Source organism: Pedobacter sp. GW821-FHT01D05 (assembly GCF_059422505.1).
In genome coordinates this window covers 865182-881040 of sequence record NZ_JBWKXA010000002.1, presented here as the reverse complement: position 1 = coordinate 881040, position 15859 = coordinate 865182, and the positions used below count along the sequence as shown (strand labels likewise).

Below are 15859 nucleotides of genomic sequence, written 5' to 3'. Positions count from 1 at the left end.
TCAAGCATGACAACGATAAAAGGACCAGCGGTATTTTTAGCTCAATTTATAAGCGACGAAGCCCCGTTTAACTCCCTAGACAGCATTTGTAAATGGGCAGCAGGCTTAGGTTTTAAAGGTATTCAGATGCCAACTTTAGATGCAAGATTTATTGATCTTCAGCAGGCTGCCGAAAGCAAAACCTATGCCGATGAACTGAAAGGAAAAATTGCTTCTTACGGTTTAGAAATCACTGAACTTTCTACACACTTACAAGGTCAATTGGTTGCGGTACACCCTGCTTACGATGACCTGTTTGATGCCTTTGCACCAAAAGAAGTACACAAAAATCCAAAAGCAAGAACAGAATGGGCTGTACAACAAATGAAATATGCAGCTAAAGCCTCTCAAAACTTAGGTTTAAATGCGCATGCCACATTTAGCGGTTCATTATTGTGGCAATATTTTCATCCTTGGCCACAGCGCCCGGCAGGATTGGTTGAAGAAGGTTTTGCAGAATTGGCAAAACGCTGGACACCCATCCTAAACGAATTCGACCAATGTGGTGTTGATGTTTGCTATGAAATACACCCAGGAGAAGATTTATTTGATGGCGAAACCTACGAAATGTTCCTCGCCGCGGTAAATAATCATCCTCGGGCATGCTTATTGTATGATCCATCACACTTTGTGTTGCAACAATTGGATTACATTCAATACATCGATTTTTACCACGAACGCATAAAAGCATTCCACGTTAAAGATGCAGAATTTAACCCTACGGGCAGACAGGGCACTTTTGGTGGATACCAGAGTTGGGCAAACCGAGCCGGTCGTTACCGCTCACCAGGTGATGGCCAAGTTGATTTTAAAACCATTTTTAGTAAATTGGCGCAATATGATTTTAAAGGTTGGGCCGTTATGGAATGGGAATGCTGTATCAAAAACCAGCAAGATGGTGCCCGCGAAGGCGCAGAATTTATCAAAAAGAACATCATTAATGTAACCGATAAAGCATTTGATGATTTTGCAGCATCGGGTAGTGATAGCGCTTTCAATAAAAGGATATTAGGATTACAAGATTAACAAAACACACACAAAATGAAAACCTGCATAAGCAAAAACTAACAAAATATTACCGCTTATGCAAGCTTGAATACAATAAAAACAATAAACACACATGAAAAAAACATTTTTAATTTTAGGTGCCGTAGTCATTTTTATGGCGTCGTTTTCAAAAGCTGATATAGCGAAGGAGAAAACTGTGGTTGCAGCTGCAACAGTAACAAGTCATGCTGCTTTTCAATCAAATCCAGGTGAAAAACTGATCAACAAATCAGACTGCTTGGGTTGCCATAACAAGACTAACAAAATTATTGGTCCTGCATACGTAGAAATTGCAAAAAAATATCCGGCTACCGAGAAAAACATTAACATGTTAGCCGATAAAATCATTAAAGGTGGAACAGGGGTTTGGGGCAATATGCCAATGACTGCTCACGCTACCCTTAAAAAAGACGATGCAAAATTAATGGTAAAGTATATCTTATCGTTAAAGAAAAAATAATCGACCCCAGTTAGCAAATCGATTTACTTATATGAAAACAGAGCAAGAAAATAAAAACACGAGTAACCGTCGTGATTTTATTAAGACTACAGCTATTGCCGCTGCTGCGTTTATGATCGTGCCCCGCCATGTTTTAGGTGGACCCGGTTATCTGGCACCGAGCGATCGTTTATTGGTTGCCGGTATCGGTGTTGGCGGAAAAGGCCAAAGCGATTTAAGCATGTTTTACAAAAGCGGAAAAGCAGACATTGCCTTTTTATGCGATGTAGACGATCGCCGTGCAGCAAATAGTGTTAAAGCTTTCCCTAAAGCAAAATACTATAAAGATTGGCGCGAAATGTTAGATAAGGAACATAAAAATTTCGACGCTGTATCTGTTTCTACTCCTGATCATAATCATGCTATCCAAGCTTTAGCAGCTATGCAACTGGGGAAGCACGTTTATGTACAGAAACCCTTAACACATGATATTTATGAGGCACGGATTCTAACCGCTGCCGCAAAAAAATATAAAGTGGTGACCCAAATGGGAAATCAAGGTGCATCAAACGATGGTCCACGCCAAATGAAAGAATGGTACGAAGCCGGCTTAATTGGCGATGTACACACGGTTTACGCATGGACTGATAGACCAGTTTGGCCACAAGGCATTCCTCGCCCAACAAAAAAAGCCGAAATCCCTGCTGAATTAGATTGGAATTTATGGCTCGGCACTGCGCCCGAAAAAGATTATATTGACAAATTGGTCCCTTTTAACTGGCGTGGCTGGTGGGATTATGGCACAGGCGCCCTGGGCGATATGGGCTGTCACTTAATCGAAGCTCCATTTAGCGTATTAAACTTAAAATATGCAAAAGAAGTTCAGGCCAGTGTAGGTTCTGTTTATGTAGATGAATTTAAACGTGGTTATTTCCCTGAAAGCTGCCCTCCATCAAGCCATGTTACCTTAAAATTCCCTAAAACAGACAAAACCAAAGGTGATGTTACTTTACACTGGATGGACGGTGGTATCCAACCAGAACGCCCTGAAGAATTAGAAGCAAACGAAACTTTTGGCGATGGCGGTAATGGCACATTGTTTATTGGAACTAAAGGCAAAATGATGTCAGAAACATATAGTGCAAACCCAAAATTATTGCCTTTAAGTAAAAACAAAGACATTAAAGTGGCACCAAAATATACCCGTGTACCAGATGGCGCAAACGGGCACTATAAACAATGGGTTGAAGCGGCAATAGCGGGTTATGGCAAGCAAGAAGTAAGTTCGCCTTTCGAAATTGCCGGTCCATTAACAGAAGCTTTACTGATGGCAAATTTGGCAATCAGAAGTTTCGATATCCAAAAAACGGTAAACGGTAAGACAACTTACCCAGGCAGATACACTAAAATGCTTTGGGATAACGACAATATGAAGGTTACCAATTTTGACGAAGCCAACCAGTTTGTAAAACGCGAATACCGTAAAGGCTGGAACAATTTAACTCTTTAATTATCCTAACCTGATCGGTTTTTAAACGATGAAGTCCTCAATGAGGCCTTTGAAAACATTAAAAACTTCGAATTAATCCTATCAGGTTTTATTTTAAAAAAAATGAAAAAAATCTTTCTTTCTGCTTGCATCTTGTTAGCGGTAACACAAATATCAAAAGCTCAAAAGGGCTTTAAGCCACTTTTTGATGGTAAAACAACAACAGGCTGGCATACTTACAACAAAACTACGGTTGGTAGCGCCTGGCAGGTTCAGGATGGTGCCCTGCATTTAGATTTAGCAACCAAAGGTAAAGATGGCGGCGGCGATTTGGTTACTGACAAAGAATACGGCGATTTCCATTTAAAATATGAATGGAAAGTGGCTCCAAAAGCAAATAGCGGTTTAATTTTTTACGTCCATGAAGAACCTAAATACCATGCTACCTATTCTACGGGTTTAGAAATGCAGGTTATTGATAACGATGGACACCCGGATGGAAAAATTACAAAACACCGTGCCGGCGATTTATACGATCTGGTAAAAAGTTCATCAGAGCCTGTTAAAGCTGTTGGCGAATGGAATAAAGCAGAAATCATTAGCAAAAAGGGCAAATTAACGCTAATTTTAAACGGTGTTGAAGTAGTAAAAACCACCCTTTGGGATGATAACTGGAAAAAGATTGTTGCAGGCAGCAAATTTGCAACATGGGAAAACTGGGGCACTTTTAAAACAGGTAAAATTGCCTTACAAGATCACGGAGATGAAGTTTGGTACAAAAACATCTCTATTAAAGAACTGTAAATAAGGTTGAAGGCGGAAGGTATAAGGTTGAAGGTCATAGCCTTCGCTTCAACAATAATGCCTAAAACTTAATAATATAAAAAAGAGGATGAAGGCGTAAGCGTAAAAGATTGAGGGTTTTATATCCCTTGCTTTAACCTTACGCCTTAAACCTTAAACCTAATCTTATATAAACCAAATGAATAGCACTACTCGCTTCAAACTCTCTGCCATGATGTTCCTGGAATTTTTTATCTGGGGCGCCTGGTTTGTAACACTTGGGACTTTCTTAGGAAACAACCTTAAAGCCACGGGATCAGAAACCGGAGCTGTATTTTCAACTCAATCTTGGGGCGCCATCATTGCTCCTTTTATTGTAGGTTTAATTGCCGACAGATATTTTAATGCTGAAAGAATTTTAGGGGTATTACACATTATTGGTGCAGTATTAATGTATCAAATGTATAATGCTACTGATGTAAGTGTTTTTTATCCTTACGTATTGGGCTACATGATCCTTTTTATGCCAACACTGGCTTTGGTAAACTCAGTTTCTTTCAATCAAATGAAAGATCCGGAGAAAGAGTTTTCATCAATCCGCATCTGGGGTACCTTAGGCTGGATTGCTGCAGGTTTGTTAATCAGTTATTTCTTCCATTGGGATTCAAAAGAAGGTACAGAAGCTGGCTTATTGAAAAATACTTTCCTAATGGCTGGGATAGTATCTTTAGCTTTAGGTTTATTCAGCTTTACCTTACCAAAAACGCCACCTAAAGTATCTTCAGACGAAAAAATTACCGTTTCTGATGTATTAGGTCTTGATGCTTTAAAGCTTTTGAAAGACAGAAACTTCTTGATTTTCTTTATTTCATCTATTTTGATCTGTATTCCTCTGGCTTTTTACTATCAAAATGCAAATCCATTTCTTTCCAATATCGGTATGGATAACCCTACGGGAAAAATGACTATTGGTCAGGCTTCAGAAGTTATTTTCTTATTATTTATCCCAGTATTCTTTAAAAGATTCGGTTTTAAAATGACCATCTTGGTGGGCATGCTGGCTTGGGCAGTACGTTATGCATTATTTGCTTACGGCAATGCAGGCGAACTGAGTTTCATGCTGATTTTAGGAATTGCATTACACGGTGTTTGCTACGATTTCTTTTTCGTTTCAGGACAGATTTATACTAACTCTAAAGCTGGCGAGCGTTTTAAAAGTTCAGCCCAAGGCTTAATTACCTTAGCTACTTACGGCGTAGGAATGTTAATTGGATTTGCCGTAGCAGGTAAAATTTCTGATGCCTACAAAGCAGCAGATGGCGTGATGGATTGGAAAATGATCTGGATTATCCCTGCAGGAATCGCATTAGTGGTATTTTTATTATTTGCATTGGTTTTCAACGATAAATCCAAAGCTGAAATAGAACCTAAAACTGCTTAATATGGCATCGAACGTAAATAGAAGAAATGCTTTAAAGAACATCATTGCAGGAACCGCTGCGATTGGTGTTTCTTCAGGATTTTCAGCATTAGCAATGGATAAATCAGAATCAGATCAGCCACTAAGGCTAAAAGGAAATATTAATCATGCCGTTTGCCGTTGGTGTTTTAGCGGTTTGGATGTAGAAACGCTTTGTGTTGAAGCTAAAAAGATAGGCATTAAAGGCATTGATTTAGTTGGACCAAAAGATTGGCCGACTTTAAAAAAACATGGCTTAGAATCGACCATGTGCAATGGTGCGGAGATTAATTTGGTGGATGGCTTTAACGACGAAAAATTCCACGAAAAGTTAATTCAAAATTATACTGCAATGATTCCGCTTGTTGCCGAAGCAGGTTACAAAAATCTAATCTGTTTTAGTGGAAACCGCCGTGGTAAAGATGACGAAACAGGCTGGAACAATTGCGTTAAAGGGTTGAAACAATTAATCCCATTGGCAGAAAAGCACAATGTTGTGTTGGTAATGGAGTTATTAAACAGCAAAATTAACCATAAAGATTATCAATGCGATAGAACATCCTGGGGAGCTGAACTTTGCAAACGCTTAGGATCTGAAAACTTCAAATTGTTATACGATATCTACCATATGCAGATTGATGAGGGCGATGTGATCAGAAACATCAGAGATAACCATCAATACATCGCCCACTACCACACCGCTGGTGTTCCGGGCAGAAATGAAATCGATGATACGCAGGAGTTATACTATCCTGCAATAATGAAAGCCATTGCCGAAACTGGCTTTAAAGGTTTCGTTGCACAAGAATTTATACCTAAAAATGCAGATAAAATAGCCTCGCTTAAAAAGGCTGTTTCTATTTGCGACATTTAAAAATACACCTATGTTATCAAGAAGAAGTTTTATTTTAAACAGTAGTATGGCTGCAGCTGCAGCACTTTTGGTTCCATCATTTGCTTGTGTGGCTTCCGATAAAAAATCAGTTGGTCTGCAGTTATATTCTTTAAGAGATGAGCTTCCGAAAGATGTAAAAGGCACCATAGCTAAAGTGGCAAAAGCAGGATTTAAAGAGGTAGAAACCTATGGTTTCTCTATAAAGGATCAATTTTGGGGCTTAACACCAGCCGAATTCAAAAAATTGCTTGATGATAACGGATTAACTGCACCAAGCGGTCATTACGGTTTAGGCAGCTATTTAACTGATGGAAACACTGAAGAGTTAAAAGCAGCAATTGCTGCCGCTAAAGTGCTTGGAAGCGAATATGTAACCATTCCCTGGTTAGATGAAAGCATTAGAAAAAGTGCCGACGACTACAAAAAAATTGCGGTTAAAATTAACGAAGCTGGAAAATTGGCCAAAGAAGCGGGTATCAGGTTAGCTTACCACAACCACAATTTCGAATTCGAGAAACAAGGCGATACCACTGGCTACGAAATATTATTAAAAGGAACCGATAAAAATCTTGTTGATTTTGAACTTGATTTATATTGGGTAGTACGTTCAGGAAACGATCCGATCAAATTATTTAAAGAAAATCCGGGCCGTTTTACCATGTGGCATGTTAAAGATATGGATAAAGCAAATCCAGCCTTAAATGCTGAGGTAGGAACAGGTGCTATCAACTTCAAACCTATTTTTGCTGATGCCAAACTTTCGGGCATGAAACACTTCTTTGTAGAACACGAAACTAATTACAAGCCAAACCCAATAGGCTCTGTTACAGCCAGTTGTACATACATTAAAAAAGAAATTATTTAAATTTAAGAGATGAATTCAAGAAGAACATTCTTAAAACAGGCAGGATTGGCTGCCGGAGCGGCATTGTTAATCCCGTCGTTTGCTTTTGATAAAGCAAGTAAAAATGTTGGTTTACAATTGTACTCTTTACGTAATGAACTGCCAAAAGATGTAAAAGGCATTATCGAAAAGGTAGCACAGGCCGGATATAAAGAGGTAGAAACCTATGGTTTTTCTAATGGAAAATTCTGGGGCTTAACACCCAAAGAATTTAAAGCATTATTAAATGCAAACGGCTTAAAAGCGCCAAGTGGTCATTACCATATGGATGATTTTGTAAAAACCGGAAAAACAGACAGATTAAAGGCAGATATCGAATCTTCAGCAGCCATTGGTGGTAAATACTTTACCATCGCTGGTGCACATGTAGATATGAGTAAAGGAGTAGATGGCTTTAAGAAAACCGCTGATGATTTTAATAAGGTTGCCGAAATTGCAAAAGCTGCTGGTTTAAAATTCGCCTACCACAACCACGATTTCGAATTTAAAAAATTAGGTGATACTACCGGTTATGATGTTTACTTAAGCGAAACCGATAAAAATCTGGTCAATTTTGAATTGGATTTATACTGGGTGGTACGCTCAGGTAACGATCCGCTAGCCTTGTTTAAAAAATACCCAGGCCGTTTCCCAATGTGGCACGTTAAAGATATGGACAAAGCCAAACCTGAATGGAATACCGAGGTAGGCAAAGGTGCTATTGATTTTAAAAGCATTTTTGCCCAGGCAAAACTTTCGGGCATGCAACATTTCTTTGTAGAGCACGAAACCAATTACCAACCTGATCCAGTTGGCTCGATCAAAACAAGCTGCGATTATATCAAAGCCAATTTGATTTAAAACTTATCCAGCCCCCGCAGGTTTCTAAAACTTGCGGGGTTTTCTGCACTTATCGTCATCTCTACTGAAGCATAGCGGAATGGAGAGATCTATCTCCAAAACAGCAAACCTTCAATTCTTCAACAATATATTTTAGGTTAGAACTGCTGATCTAAGTTATCTAAACCTGATAGTAACGGAAAGCCCGTAACGCAGTGGAGGCTTGAAGTGGATAGCAGGACTTTCGGAACCGATATACACAGTAACATGCTTTCCAAAACAAAAAAATCAAGCAACTTACTAACGGAGAGTTGAATAGCTTGTCGTTTACAATCGATAAAATCGTATAGCTATTAATGCACTCGTTAGGAAACGAGCGCAAACGGCATTAAGACCACCGAGCCCTTCCTAAATCGAATTACACCTAATCTTTCTCACCTTATTTTCTACCAAAAAAGTAAGATTTTAAATATTAAAAGCAAATTTAATTGGTAACAATGGGGATATAAGCTTAATTTTTAGCATATTTGGGCTTATATCAAATGTTTAATAATATATAATTAAAATTTAAAATGAAAGTAGCAGTAGTAGGTGCCACCGGATTGGTAGGCACTGTCATGTTAAAAGTATTGGAGGAAAGAAATTTCCCTTTAACAGAGTTGATTCCCGTAGCATCAGAAAAGAGTGTTGGCAAGGAAATTACTTTTAAGGGTAAGAAGTTCCCAATTGTTAGCATGGATACTGCAATCAGCATGAAACCAGATATCGCTTTGTTTTCAGCAGGCGGAAATACTTCATTGGAGCATGCTCCACGTTTTAAAGAAGCTGGAACAACCGTTATCGATAACTCATCTGCATGGAGAATGGATCCTGCAATTAAATTAATTGTACCGGAAGTTAATGCACACGAACTTTCTATCGATAATAAAATCATTGCTAACCCGAACTGTTCTACCATTCAAATGGTGGTGGTTTTAAAACCTTTACACGATAAATACAAAATTAAACGTGTGGTGGTTTCTACTTACCAATCGGTTACCGGTACAGGTGTTAAAGCGGTTGAGCAATTAATGAATGAGCGTAAAGGCATTGATGGCCCTAAAGCTTATCCATACGAAATTGATTTAAATGTTCTTCCTCATATTGATGTTTTCATGGAAAACGGATATACCAAAGAAGAAATGAAAATGGTTAAGGAAACCAACAAAATCATGAGCGACGATAGCATTAAAGTTACCGCTACTACGGTTCGTATCCCGGTAATGGGCGGTCACTCAGAATCGGTAAACATCGAGTTTGAAAATGATTTCGATTTAGCTGAAGTGCGCAGTATTTTAGAAAAATCACCTGGTATAATCGTTGTTGATGATGTTGCCAACCTAAAATATCCAATGCCTAAGGATGCGCATGAAAAAGATGAGGTTTTTGTAGGCCGTATCCGTAGAGACGAATCGGCACCTAAAGCTTTAAATCTTTGGATTGTGGCAGATAACTTACGCAAAGGCGCTGCAACCAATGCCGTTCAGATTGCCGAATATCTAATTCAGAAAGAATTAGTTTAATCAATAACCTCAAAAAAAGTCCTCCGATGTAAAATCGGAGGACTTTTTTTATACCCGCTCTCCACCATGAAAGATATTCCAATCGCTTTAATATATTCCAGGTCACTGATTGGTTTTATAATAATTCTATTAAGCTCTTTTCACGTCAATCATTATTCTTTTCTTGCAATCACATTATTATCGATTGGTTTATTAACAGATGTATTCGATGGAATAATTGCCAGAAAACTCAATATCTCCTCCGAAAAATTACGACGTTTAGACTCCAGTATTGATCAGGTATTTTTTATCTCGGTTGCGGTTGCTACTTATATCCAATGTCCCGATTTTTTTAAAGTCAACCTGGTAAAGCTGATTGTCCTTGGTGCTTTCGAAGCTTCAACCTATGCATTAAGCTATATCAAATTCAGAAAAGAAATCGCTACGCATTCTATCGGCGCTAAAATCTGGACGTTGACTATATTTGCCACTTTGGTCGAAATTATAGTGCATTGCGAATCGGTGGTATTATCTGAGATTTGCTTTTGGCTCGGTTTGGCAACTCGAATAGAAATACTTGCCATCGTTTTCACGCTAAAAAAATGGACCAACGATGTACCTACCATTTATCACGCAGTAAAATTGAGAAAGGGAAAAGAAATTAAACGCAATAAATTGTTCAATGGGTAATGTTTGTAAAGATGTTATCATAACAACTATTGCCTTTTAATTAATTTTATCTTTGCTGATCTTCAACGGATAAAATCTCTATGCGATTAAAAATATATCCCCTATTGCTTCTAGTTTTTGCTGCAAACAGTACAATTGCCCAAAACCGAATTCAGAACCTCGAAAAAGCCTTCAATAATTTATTAAACGATGAACAGGCAAAACATGCCATCGCTTCACTTTGCATTTTAGATGCCAATACGGGCAAAACATTGTATGCAAAAAATGAACAGACTGGTCTGGCCACTGCTTCTACGCTAAAAACCATTACTGCGGCAACGGCTTTTAGTATTTTAGGGAAGGATTTTCAATTCCAAACCACATTGGCCTATACCGGAACAATTACTACAGATGGAATATTAAAAGGAAACCTGATCATTATTGGCAGCGGCGATCCAACTTTGGGCTCCTGGCGATATCAAAACAAAGAGAATGCCGTTTTAACGCAGTGGGTTACTGCAATAAAAGCTGCCGGAATCAAAAAAATTGAAGGTACAATAATTGGTGATGACCGTATTTTCGGTACGCAAACTACACCCGAAGGTTGGGTTTGGCAGGATATTGGCAATTATTATGGTGCCGGGACATCTGGCTTAGCCTGGCGCGAAAATCAATTTGATATTCATTTGAAACCCGGAAGTAGAACAGCAGATGAAGTGAAGGTAGTAAAAACAGTTCCGGCAACACCTTATGTGCAGATCATAAATGAACTAAAAACCGGAAGTTCGGGTTCTGGCGATAGAAGTTACGCTTTTCTTCCACCTTACAGTAATGTTGCTTACCTCCGCGGAAGCTGGGGAATAGGCATTGCCAAAACTGGCATTTCTGTAGCCCTCCCCGACCCTGCTTTCGATTGCGCTTACCGTTTACAGGATACTTTGAAAAGGTTAGGTATTTCGACCGGCCAGCAAGCCACAACAGCGAGGTTAATGACCTTGAATAATCAAGTCATTCCTTCAGTTACACAGAAAATAAACACCGTTAGTTCACCTAGTTTAAGCGAAATGACCTATTGGTTTCTAAAGAAAAGCATCAATTTATATGGCGAATCACTTTTAAAAACCATTGCAATAAAATCAGGAAAAGCAGGCACAACAAGTAAAGGAGCAGAAACCGAAATCAATTTCTGGGCAGATAAAGGCATTGATAAGACGGCATTAAACATTATTGATGGCAGCGGACTTTCTCCAGGCGACAGAATAACAACTTCGGCTATGGCTAATATACTTTTCCAGATCCAGAAAGAAAACTGGTTCGCAGATTATTATAAGGCCTTACCCGAATACAACGGTATGAAAATTAAAAGCGGAACGATAAATGATGTTTCGGCATTTGCAGGCTATCATACTGATGCTACTGGCAATAAATATGTAATCGTTATTAACATCAATAACTATAGCGGAAGCGGAATTAATAAGAAATTGTTCAATGTATTAGACGCGCTGAAGTAGATTGATTATTGTTTTAATTGTATAATTGGTGAAGAAAAATAAAATGAGGTTTACTTTACGCCCATACCAAGCTACTGATGTTGAAAGTTTGGTTAAACATGCCAACAATTTCAATATTTCGAAATATTTAACCAATAAATTTCCTTTTCCTTATGAGAAAAAAGATGGCGAGGCTTTTATTCGATTAGCCTTAAGCCACGAACCTTTGCAAATCAAGGCTATTGTCGTTAACAATGAAGTAATCGGATCGATAGGCGTACATCAACTGGCCGATATTTACAGCAAAAGTGCAGAAATAGGCTATTGGATTGCCGAGGATTTTTGGGGCAAAGGCATTGTTTCGCTTGCCATAAAAGAAATGCTTAAATATGGCTTCGACACTTTCGATATTGAAAGAATTTTCGCACGGACTACACATACGAACCTGGCCTCGCAACAGGTTTTGAAAAAAGCAGGTTTTATTTTCGAGGCCGAGTTGAAAGGAACCATTTTTAAAAATGGTGAATATTTTGATGAATTGATTTTTGGATTTAGGAAACATCAGCTAAGCAAAGAACAGAATTAAAACACTTTGCTAAACTCGAAGCTTATTGCGTAAATTAGTATAAAACCAAAAACAACAAAACAATGAAATTATCGATCAAATCAGTAATGCTGTTTGTTGCACTTTTAGGTGCAACAGATTTCGTAAACGCACAAGGAGGAGTCAAGTTTCCACAACCGAGTAGCGGACAAACCATTATCCAGGATTTTGGATTGGGAAAAATAACTTTAATGTACTCTCGCCCGAATGTGAAAGGCCGAAAAATTTTTGGCGGCATGGAGCCTATGGGCGTAGTTTGGCGCAACGGTGCAAATGCAGCAACACGCATAAAATTTACAGATGCCGTTAAAATTGAAGGCAAAGACCTACCTGCCGGCGAATATGGCCTGTTCAGTATCCCGGGCAAAAACGAATGGACGGTTATTTTTAGCAAAACGCCCGATCAATGGGGTGCCTATACCTATAAAGAAAGTGACGATGTACTGCGTGTAAAAGTAAAAACGACAGCTTTAAAGGATAAAGTAGAAACCTTAACCATGCAATTTTCGGCTGTTAGCGAAACTTCGGCACAGTTAAATATGATGTGGGAAAATAGTGCCTATGCGCTTAACATTACCACTTCTATTGATGAAAAAGTAATGGCGAATATTGCTGAGGCGATGAAAGGCGAAAAAAAGCCCTATTTTAATGCTGCTTTGTATTATTTTCAGAATGGAAAAGATTTAAAAACCGCTTTAGAATGGATGACGGAAGCAGAAAAATCAGATCCGAAAGCACCCTGGTTTAAACTATGGAAAGGCCGTATCCAACTAAAAACGGGTGATAAAGCCGGTGCTGCAATTACTGCGCAGCAAGGCATTGATGCTGCAAAAGCGCAAAATATTGATGAATATGTTCGCTTAAACACTGAACTTTTGGCGCAAGCTAAAAAATAAAGAACCGTCATTTCGACCGCAGCGGAGAAATCTATCTGTTTGATATTGTACATAGATCTCTCTCCCGAAAATTCGGGACTGCGCTTCAGTCGAGATGACGACCTTCATCCGGCATACAGACAGCCAATATTAACTTAAAATTAACCACTGGTTAACTTGAACAGCTATCGTAACATTAACCCTTAAAACGCTTTATTTATTTAAAAATAATACTAACTTTGATGTTGCGCTTAGTAATTGTACTTTATACACTAAGCAGGTTAAAAAATCAATAAAAAATCAAATAAAAAATGAGCATAATCGTTAATGTCCATGCCAGACAGATTCTCGATTCGAGAGGCAATCCAACAGTAGAAGTTGAAGTAGTAACAGAGGCAGGCGCTTTTGGCCGTGCAGCTGTACCAAGCGGTGCATCTACTGGACAATATGAGGCTGTTGAATTACGTGATGGAGATAAATCTACATATTTAGGTAAAGGTGTTTTAAAAGCTGTAGAAAATGTAAATACTAAAATTGCTGATGCATTAAGAGGTATTGATGTTTTTGAGCAAAATACAATTGATAAAATCATGTTAGACCTGGATGGTACCGAAAACAAAGGTAACTTAGGTGCTAATGCTATTCTAGGTGTTTCCTTGGCTGCTGCTAAAGCTGCTGCTGATGAAATCGGTCAACCATTATACCGTTATATTGGTGGTGTTAACGCAAACACTTTACCAATTCCGATGATGAACATCATTAACGGTGGTTCACACTCTGATGCGCCTATTGCTTTCCAGGAATTTATGATTATGCCAGTTGGCGCTCCATCTTTCTCTGAGGCTTTACGTTGGGGAACTGAAGTTTTCCATAGCTTGAAAAAAATTCTTCATGATAGAGGTTTATCTACTGCAGTAGGTGATGAAGGTGGTTTTGCACCAACTTTCGATGGTACTGAAGATGCAATTGAAACAGTATTAAAAGCAATTGAAACTGCTGGTTACAAACCAGGTTCTCAAATCTGTTTAGCTTTAGACTGTGCATCATCTGAGTTTTACAAAGATGGTAAATATGATTATACCAAATTTGAAGGTGCTACTGGGGTAATTCGTTCTAGCGAAGAGCAAGCACAATATTTAGCTGATCTTTCTGCAAAATATCCAATTATCTCTATCGAAGATGGTATGGACGAAAACGACTGGACTGGTTGGAAAAGCTTAACCGATAAAATTGGTGACCATGTGCAATTGGTTGGTGATGATTTATTTGTAACCAATGTTACCCGTTTACAACGTGGTATTGATGAGGCTACTGCCAACTCGATCCTGGTAAAAGTAAACCAAATCGGTTCTTTAACTGAAACCATCAATGCGGTAACTTTAGCACAAAACAATGGCTATACTTCGGTAATGAGTCACCGTTCTGGCGAAACTGAAGATGTTACGATTGCTGATTTAGCTGTTGCATTAAACTGTGGACAGATTAAAACTGGCTCTGCATCACGTTCTGACAGGATTGCAAAATACAATCAATTATTACGTATTGAAGAAGAATTAGGTGAAAACGCTCGTTTCATCGGTTCAAAATTCAAATACGCTAAGAAATAATTATAGGATTGGGTTTAAACCCGTCGCTATTGTTAACAAGTTGAAAAACTTATTTGCGAAACATCCGGAGATTTTAAATCTTCGGATGTTTTTATTTTAATACTATATTTGTTTGTTGGATTTGGGTTTTCTCAAATCTCACATCTAAAATCTCATATCAAAATATATGAAACGTTTAATAGATCTTTTCCGCAATAAATATTTCCTTGCTACTGTCGCTTTTGCGATGTGGATGCTATTTTTCGACAAAAACGATATGATGTCGCAGTATGAATACCGCAGTCAGGCCAATAAACTACAGGAAGAAAAGGAATATTTCGAGAAAGAAACCGCTCAGGTTAAAAAAGATTTAAACGAATTGAATACCAATCTGAATACGGCTGAAAAATTTGCCCGCGAAAAATACTTCATGAAAAAAGACAATGAAGATGTTTTCGTGATTATTCAGGAAGAGAAGAAGGATTAGTGTCCAGTTGGCAGTTCTCAGTTGGCAGTTAAACCATAGAACAATTCCCCTTCCAGTTAACCGATTAAGCAATCAAACAGTTAACCATCCGAATGCTCCACATCCTCTACATTATTGCCATAACCGCTGAAGCCATGACCGCAGCACTTTCTGCAGGCAGACGTGATATGGATTGGGTTGGTGTTTGCATTATTGCCTGGGTAACGGCATTAGGCGGTGGAACGGTTAGAAATGTATTATTTGGCCATTATCCAATGAGCTGGGTAGAACATCCCGAATATTTGGTAATTACCGCAGTAGCAGCATTGTTTGCCGCTTTTATTGCCTCAATCATGACTAAACTCAAAAAGCTTTTTCTTTACCTTGATGCTTTAGGTTTGGTGGTTTTCACTATCATTGGCTGCCAGGTTGCGCAGGAAATCCATCTACCCTATTTAATTGTACTTTTTAGCGGAATGATTACGGGTTGTGCAGGCGGCGTACTTCGTGATGTACTCTGTAATGAAGTTCCATTTCTTTTTAGAAAAGAGATTTATGCCAGTGCTGCGATAGTTACCGGTGCCGTTTATATCGGCATAGAGCATTTTCACGGAAGCGAGATGCTGGCTACCATAACAGCTGCTATAATCGGATTAGCCCTTAGATTACTTTCCATCCGCTTCGAATGGCACATGCCTAAGTTTGTTTATAGGGATGAATGGCACTAAAACAGTTCGGAGTTTTATTCGTGGTG

16 protein-coding genes are annotated in these 15859 nt (G+C 38.6%); all 16 read left to right on the top strand.

Annotated features, from left to right (window positions below; all coding sequences use genetic code 11):
* The first annotated feature begins 6 nt into the window (after positions 1-6).
* The 16 genes from AC07VK_RS11875 (at position 7) to AC07VK_RS11800 (ending at position 15833) form a co-directional block, all read left to right on the top strand.
* On the top strand, positions 7-1065 hold the full coding sequence (locus AC07VK_RS11875) for a sugar phosphate isomerase/epimerase family protein (RefSeq protein ID WP_492954863.1): 1059 nt from the start codon (positions 7-9) through the stop codon (positions 1063-1065).
* Positions 1066-1159: 94 nt separating this feature from the next.
* On the top strand, positions 1160-1546 hold the full coding sequence (locus AC07VK_RS11870; RefSeq protein ID WP_492960600.1) for a c-type cytochrome: 387 nt from the start codon (positions 1160-1162) through the stop codon (positions 1544-1546).
* A gap of 31 nt (positions 1547-1577) precedes the next feature.
* The gene (locus AC07VK_RS11865) at positions 1578-3035 is read left to right on the top strand and encodes a Gfo/Idh/MocA family protein (RefSeq protein ID WP_230146305.1); all 1458 of its coding nucleotides are present in this window, start codon (positions 1578-1580) and stop codon (positions 3033-3035) included.
* Between the two features lie 102 nt (positions 3036-3137).
* Positions 3138-3818 carry a 3-keto-disaccharide hydrolase gene (locus AC07VK_RS11860; protein ID WP_426325563.1) on the top strand — a complete coding sequence of 227 codons (681 nt, stop codon included), beginning with the start codon at positions 3138-3140 and terminating at the stop codon, positions 3816-3818.
* Between the two features lie 178 nt (positions 3819-3996).
* Positions 3997-5238 carry a nucleoside permease gene (locus AC07VK_RS11855; RefSeq protein ID WP_492954861.1) on the top strand — a complete coding sequence of 414 codons (1242 nt, stop codon included), beginning with the start codon at positions 3997-3999 and terminating at the stop codon, positions 5236-5238.
* Position 5239: 1 nt separating this feature from the next.
* On the top strand, positions 5240-6130 hold the full coding sequence (locus tag AC07VK_RS11850) for a hydroxypyruvate isomerase family protein (RefSeq protein ID WP_057933971.1): 891 nt from the start codon (positions 5240-5242) through the stop codon (positions 6128-6130).
* Positions 6131-6140: 10 nt separating this feature from the next.
* Positions 6141-7016 (top strand): sugar phosphate isomerase/epimerase family protein, encoded by an 876-nt coding sequence (locus AC07VK_RS11845; protein ID WP_492960598.1) that lies wholly within the window; start codon positions 6141-6143, stop codon positions 7014-7016.
* Between the two features lie 9 nt (positions 7017-7025).
* Positions 7026-7895, top strand: a complete 870-nt coding sequence (locus AC07VK_RS11840; protein ID WP_492954859.1) for a sugar phosphate isomerase/epimerase family protein — start codon at positions 7026-7028, stop codon at positions 7893-7895.
* Between the two features lie 551 nt (positions 7896-8446).
* The gene (locus AC07VK_RS11835; protein ID WP_131530532.1) at positions 8447-9436 is read left to right on the top strand and encodes an aspartate-semialdehyde dehydrogenase; all 990 of its coding nucleotides are present in this window, start codon (positions 8447-8449) and stop codon (positions 9434-9436) included.
* A 66-nt stretch (positions 9437-9502) separates the two neighbouring features.
* Positions 9503-10105, top strand: coding sequence for a CDP-alcohol phosphatidyltransferase family protein (locus tag AC07VK_RS11830; protein WP_492960596.1), 603 nt, complete (start codon positions 9503-9505; stop codon positions 10103-10105).
* Positions 10106-10185: 80 nt separating this feature from the next.
* A complete protein-coding gene (gene dacB / locus AC07VK_RS11825) occupies positions 10186-11595 on the top strand; it encodes a D-alanyl-D-alanine carboxypeptidase/D-alanyl-D-alanine endopeptidase (protein WP_492960594.1) in 1410 nt (469 codons plus the stop codon).
* A 43-nt stretch (positions 11596-11638) separates the two neighbouring features.
* The gene (locus AC07VK_RS11820) at positions 11639-12160 is read left to right on the top strand and encodes a GNAT family N-acetyltransferase (protein ID WP_492960592.1); all 522 of its coding nucleotides are present in this window, start codon (positions 11639-11641) and stop codon (positions 12158-12160) included.
* 62 nt (positions 12161-12222) lie between these two features.
* Entirely contained in the window at positions 12223-13074 is an 852-nt protein-coding gene (locus AC07VK_RS11815) for a DUF2911 domain-containing protein (protein ID WP_492960590.1), read from the top strand.
* Between the two features lie 290 nt (positions 13075-13364).
* Complete coding sequence (gene eno / locus AC07VK_RS11810) at positions 13365-14660, top strand: phosphopyruvate hydratase (protein ID WP_029278432.1); 1296 nt, start codon at positions 13365-13367, stop codon at positions 14658-14660.
* 166 nt (positions 14661-14826) lie between these two features.
* Positions 14827-15126, top strand: coding sequence for an FtsB family cell division protein (locus AC07VK_RS11805; RefSeq protein ID WP_025145767.1), 300 nt, complete (start codon positions 14827-14829; stop codon positions 15124-15126).
* Positions 15127-15218: 92 nt separating this feature from the next.
* Entirely contained in the window at positions 15219-15833 is a 615-nt protein-coding gene (locus AC07VK_RS11800) for a trimeric intracellular cation channel family protein (protein WP_492954853.1), read from the top strand.
* The last annotated feature ends 26 nt before the right edge of the window (positions 15834-15859 follow it).

Coding starts and splice junctions, on each gene's coding strand:
- AC07VK_RS11875 (WP_492954863.1), top strand. CDS start 7: ATGACAACGATAAAAGGACCAGCGGTATTTTTAGCTCAATTTATAAGC.
- AC07VK_RS11865 (WP_230146305.1), top strand. CDS start 1,578: ATGAAAACAGAGCAAGAAAATAAAAACACGAGTAACCGTCGTGATTTT.
- AC07VK_RS11850 (WP_057933971.1), top strand. CDS start 5,240: ATGGCATCGAACGTAAATAGAAGAAATGCTTTAAAGAACATCATTGCA.
- AC07VK_RS11820 (WP_492960592.1), top strand. CDS start 11,639: ATGAGGTTTACTTTACGCCCATACCAAGCTACTGATGTTGAAAGTTTG.
- eno (WP_029278432.1), top strand. CDS start 13,365: ATGAGCATAATCGTTAATGTCCATGCCAGACAGATTCTCGATTCGAGA.
- dacB (WP_492960594.1), top strand. CDS start 10,186: ATGCGATTAAAAATATATCCCCTATTGCTTCTAGTTTTTGCTGCAAAC.
- AC07VK_RS11860 (WP_426325563.1), top strand. CDS start 3,138: ATGAAAAAAATCTTTCTTTCTGCTTGCATCTTGTTAGCGGTAACACAA.
- AC07VK_RS11815 (WP_492960590.1), top strand. CDS start 12,223: ATGAAATTATCGATCAAATCAGTAATGCTGTTTGTTGCACTTTTAGGT.
- AC07VK_RS11805 (WP_025145767.1), top strand. CDS start 14,827: ATGAAACGTTTAATAGATCTTTTCCGCAATAAATATTTCCTTGCTACT.
- AC07VK_RS11835 (WP_131530532.1), top strand. CDS start 8,447: ATGAAAGTAGCAGTAGTAGGTGCCACCGGATTGGTAGGCACTGTCATG.
- AC07VK_RS11830 (WP_492960596.1), top strand. CDS start 9,503: ATGAAAGATATTCCAATCGCTTTAATATATTCCAGGTCACTGATTGGT.
- AC07VK_RS11800 (WP_492954853.1), top strand. CDS start 15,219: ATGCTCCACATCCTCTACATTATTGCCATAACCGCTGAAGCCATGACC.
- AC07VK_RS11840 (WP_492954859.1), top strand. CDS start 7,026: ATGAATTCAAGAAGAACATTCTTAAAACAGGCAGGATTGGCTGCCGGA.
- AC07VK_RS11855 (WP_492954861.1), top strand. CDS start 3,997: ATGAATAGCACTACTCGCTTCAAACTCTCTGCCATGATGTTCCTGGAA.
- AC07VK_RS11870 (WP_492960600.1), top strand. CDS start 1,160: ATGAAAAAAACATTTTTAATTTTAGGTGCCGTAGTCATTTTTATGGCG.
- AC07VK_RS11845 (WP_492960598.1), top strand. CDS start 6,141: ATGTTATCAAGAAGAAGTTTTATTTTAAACAGTAGTATGGCTGCAGCT.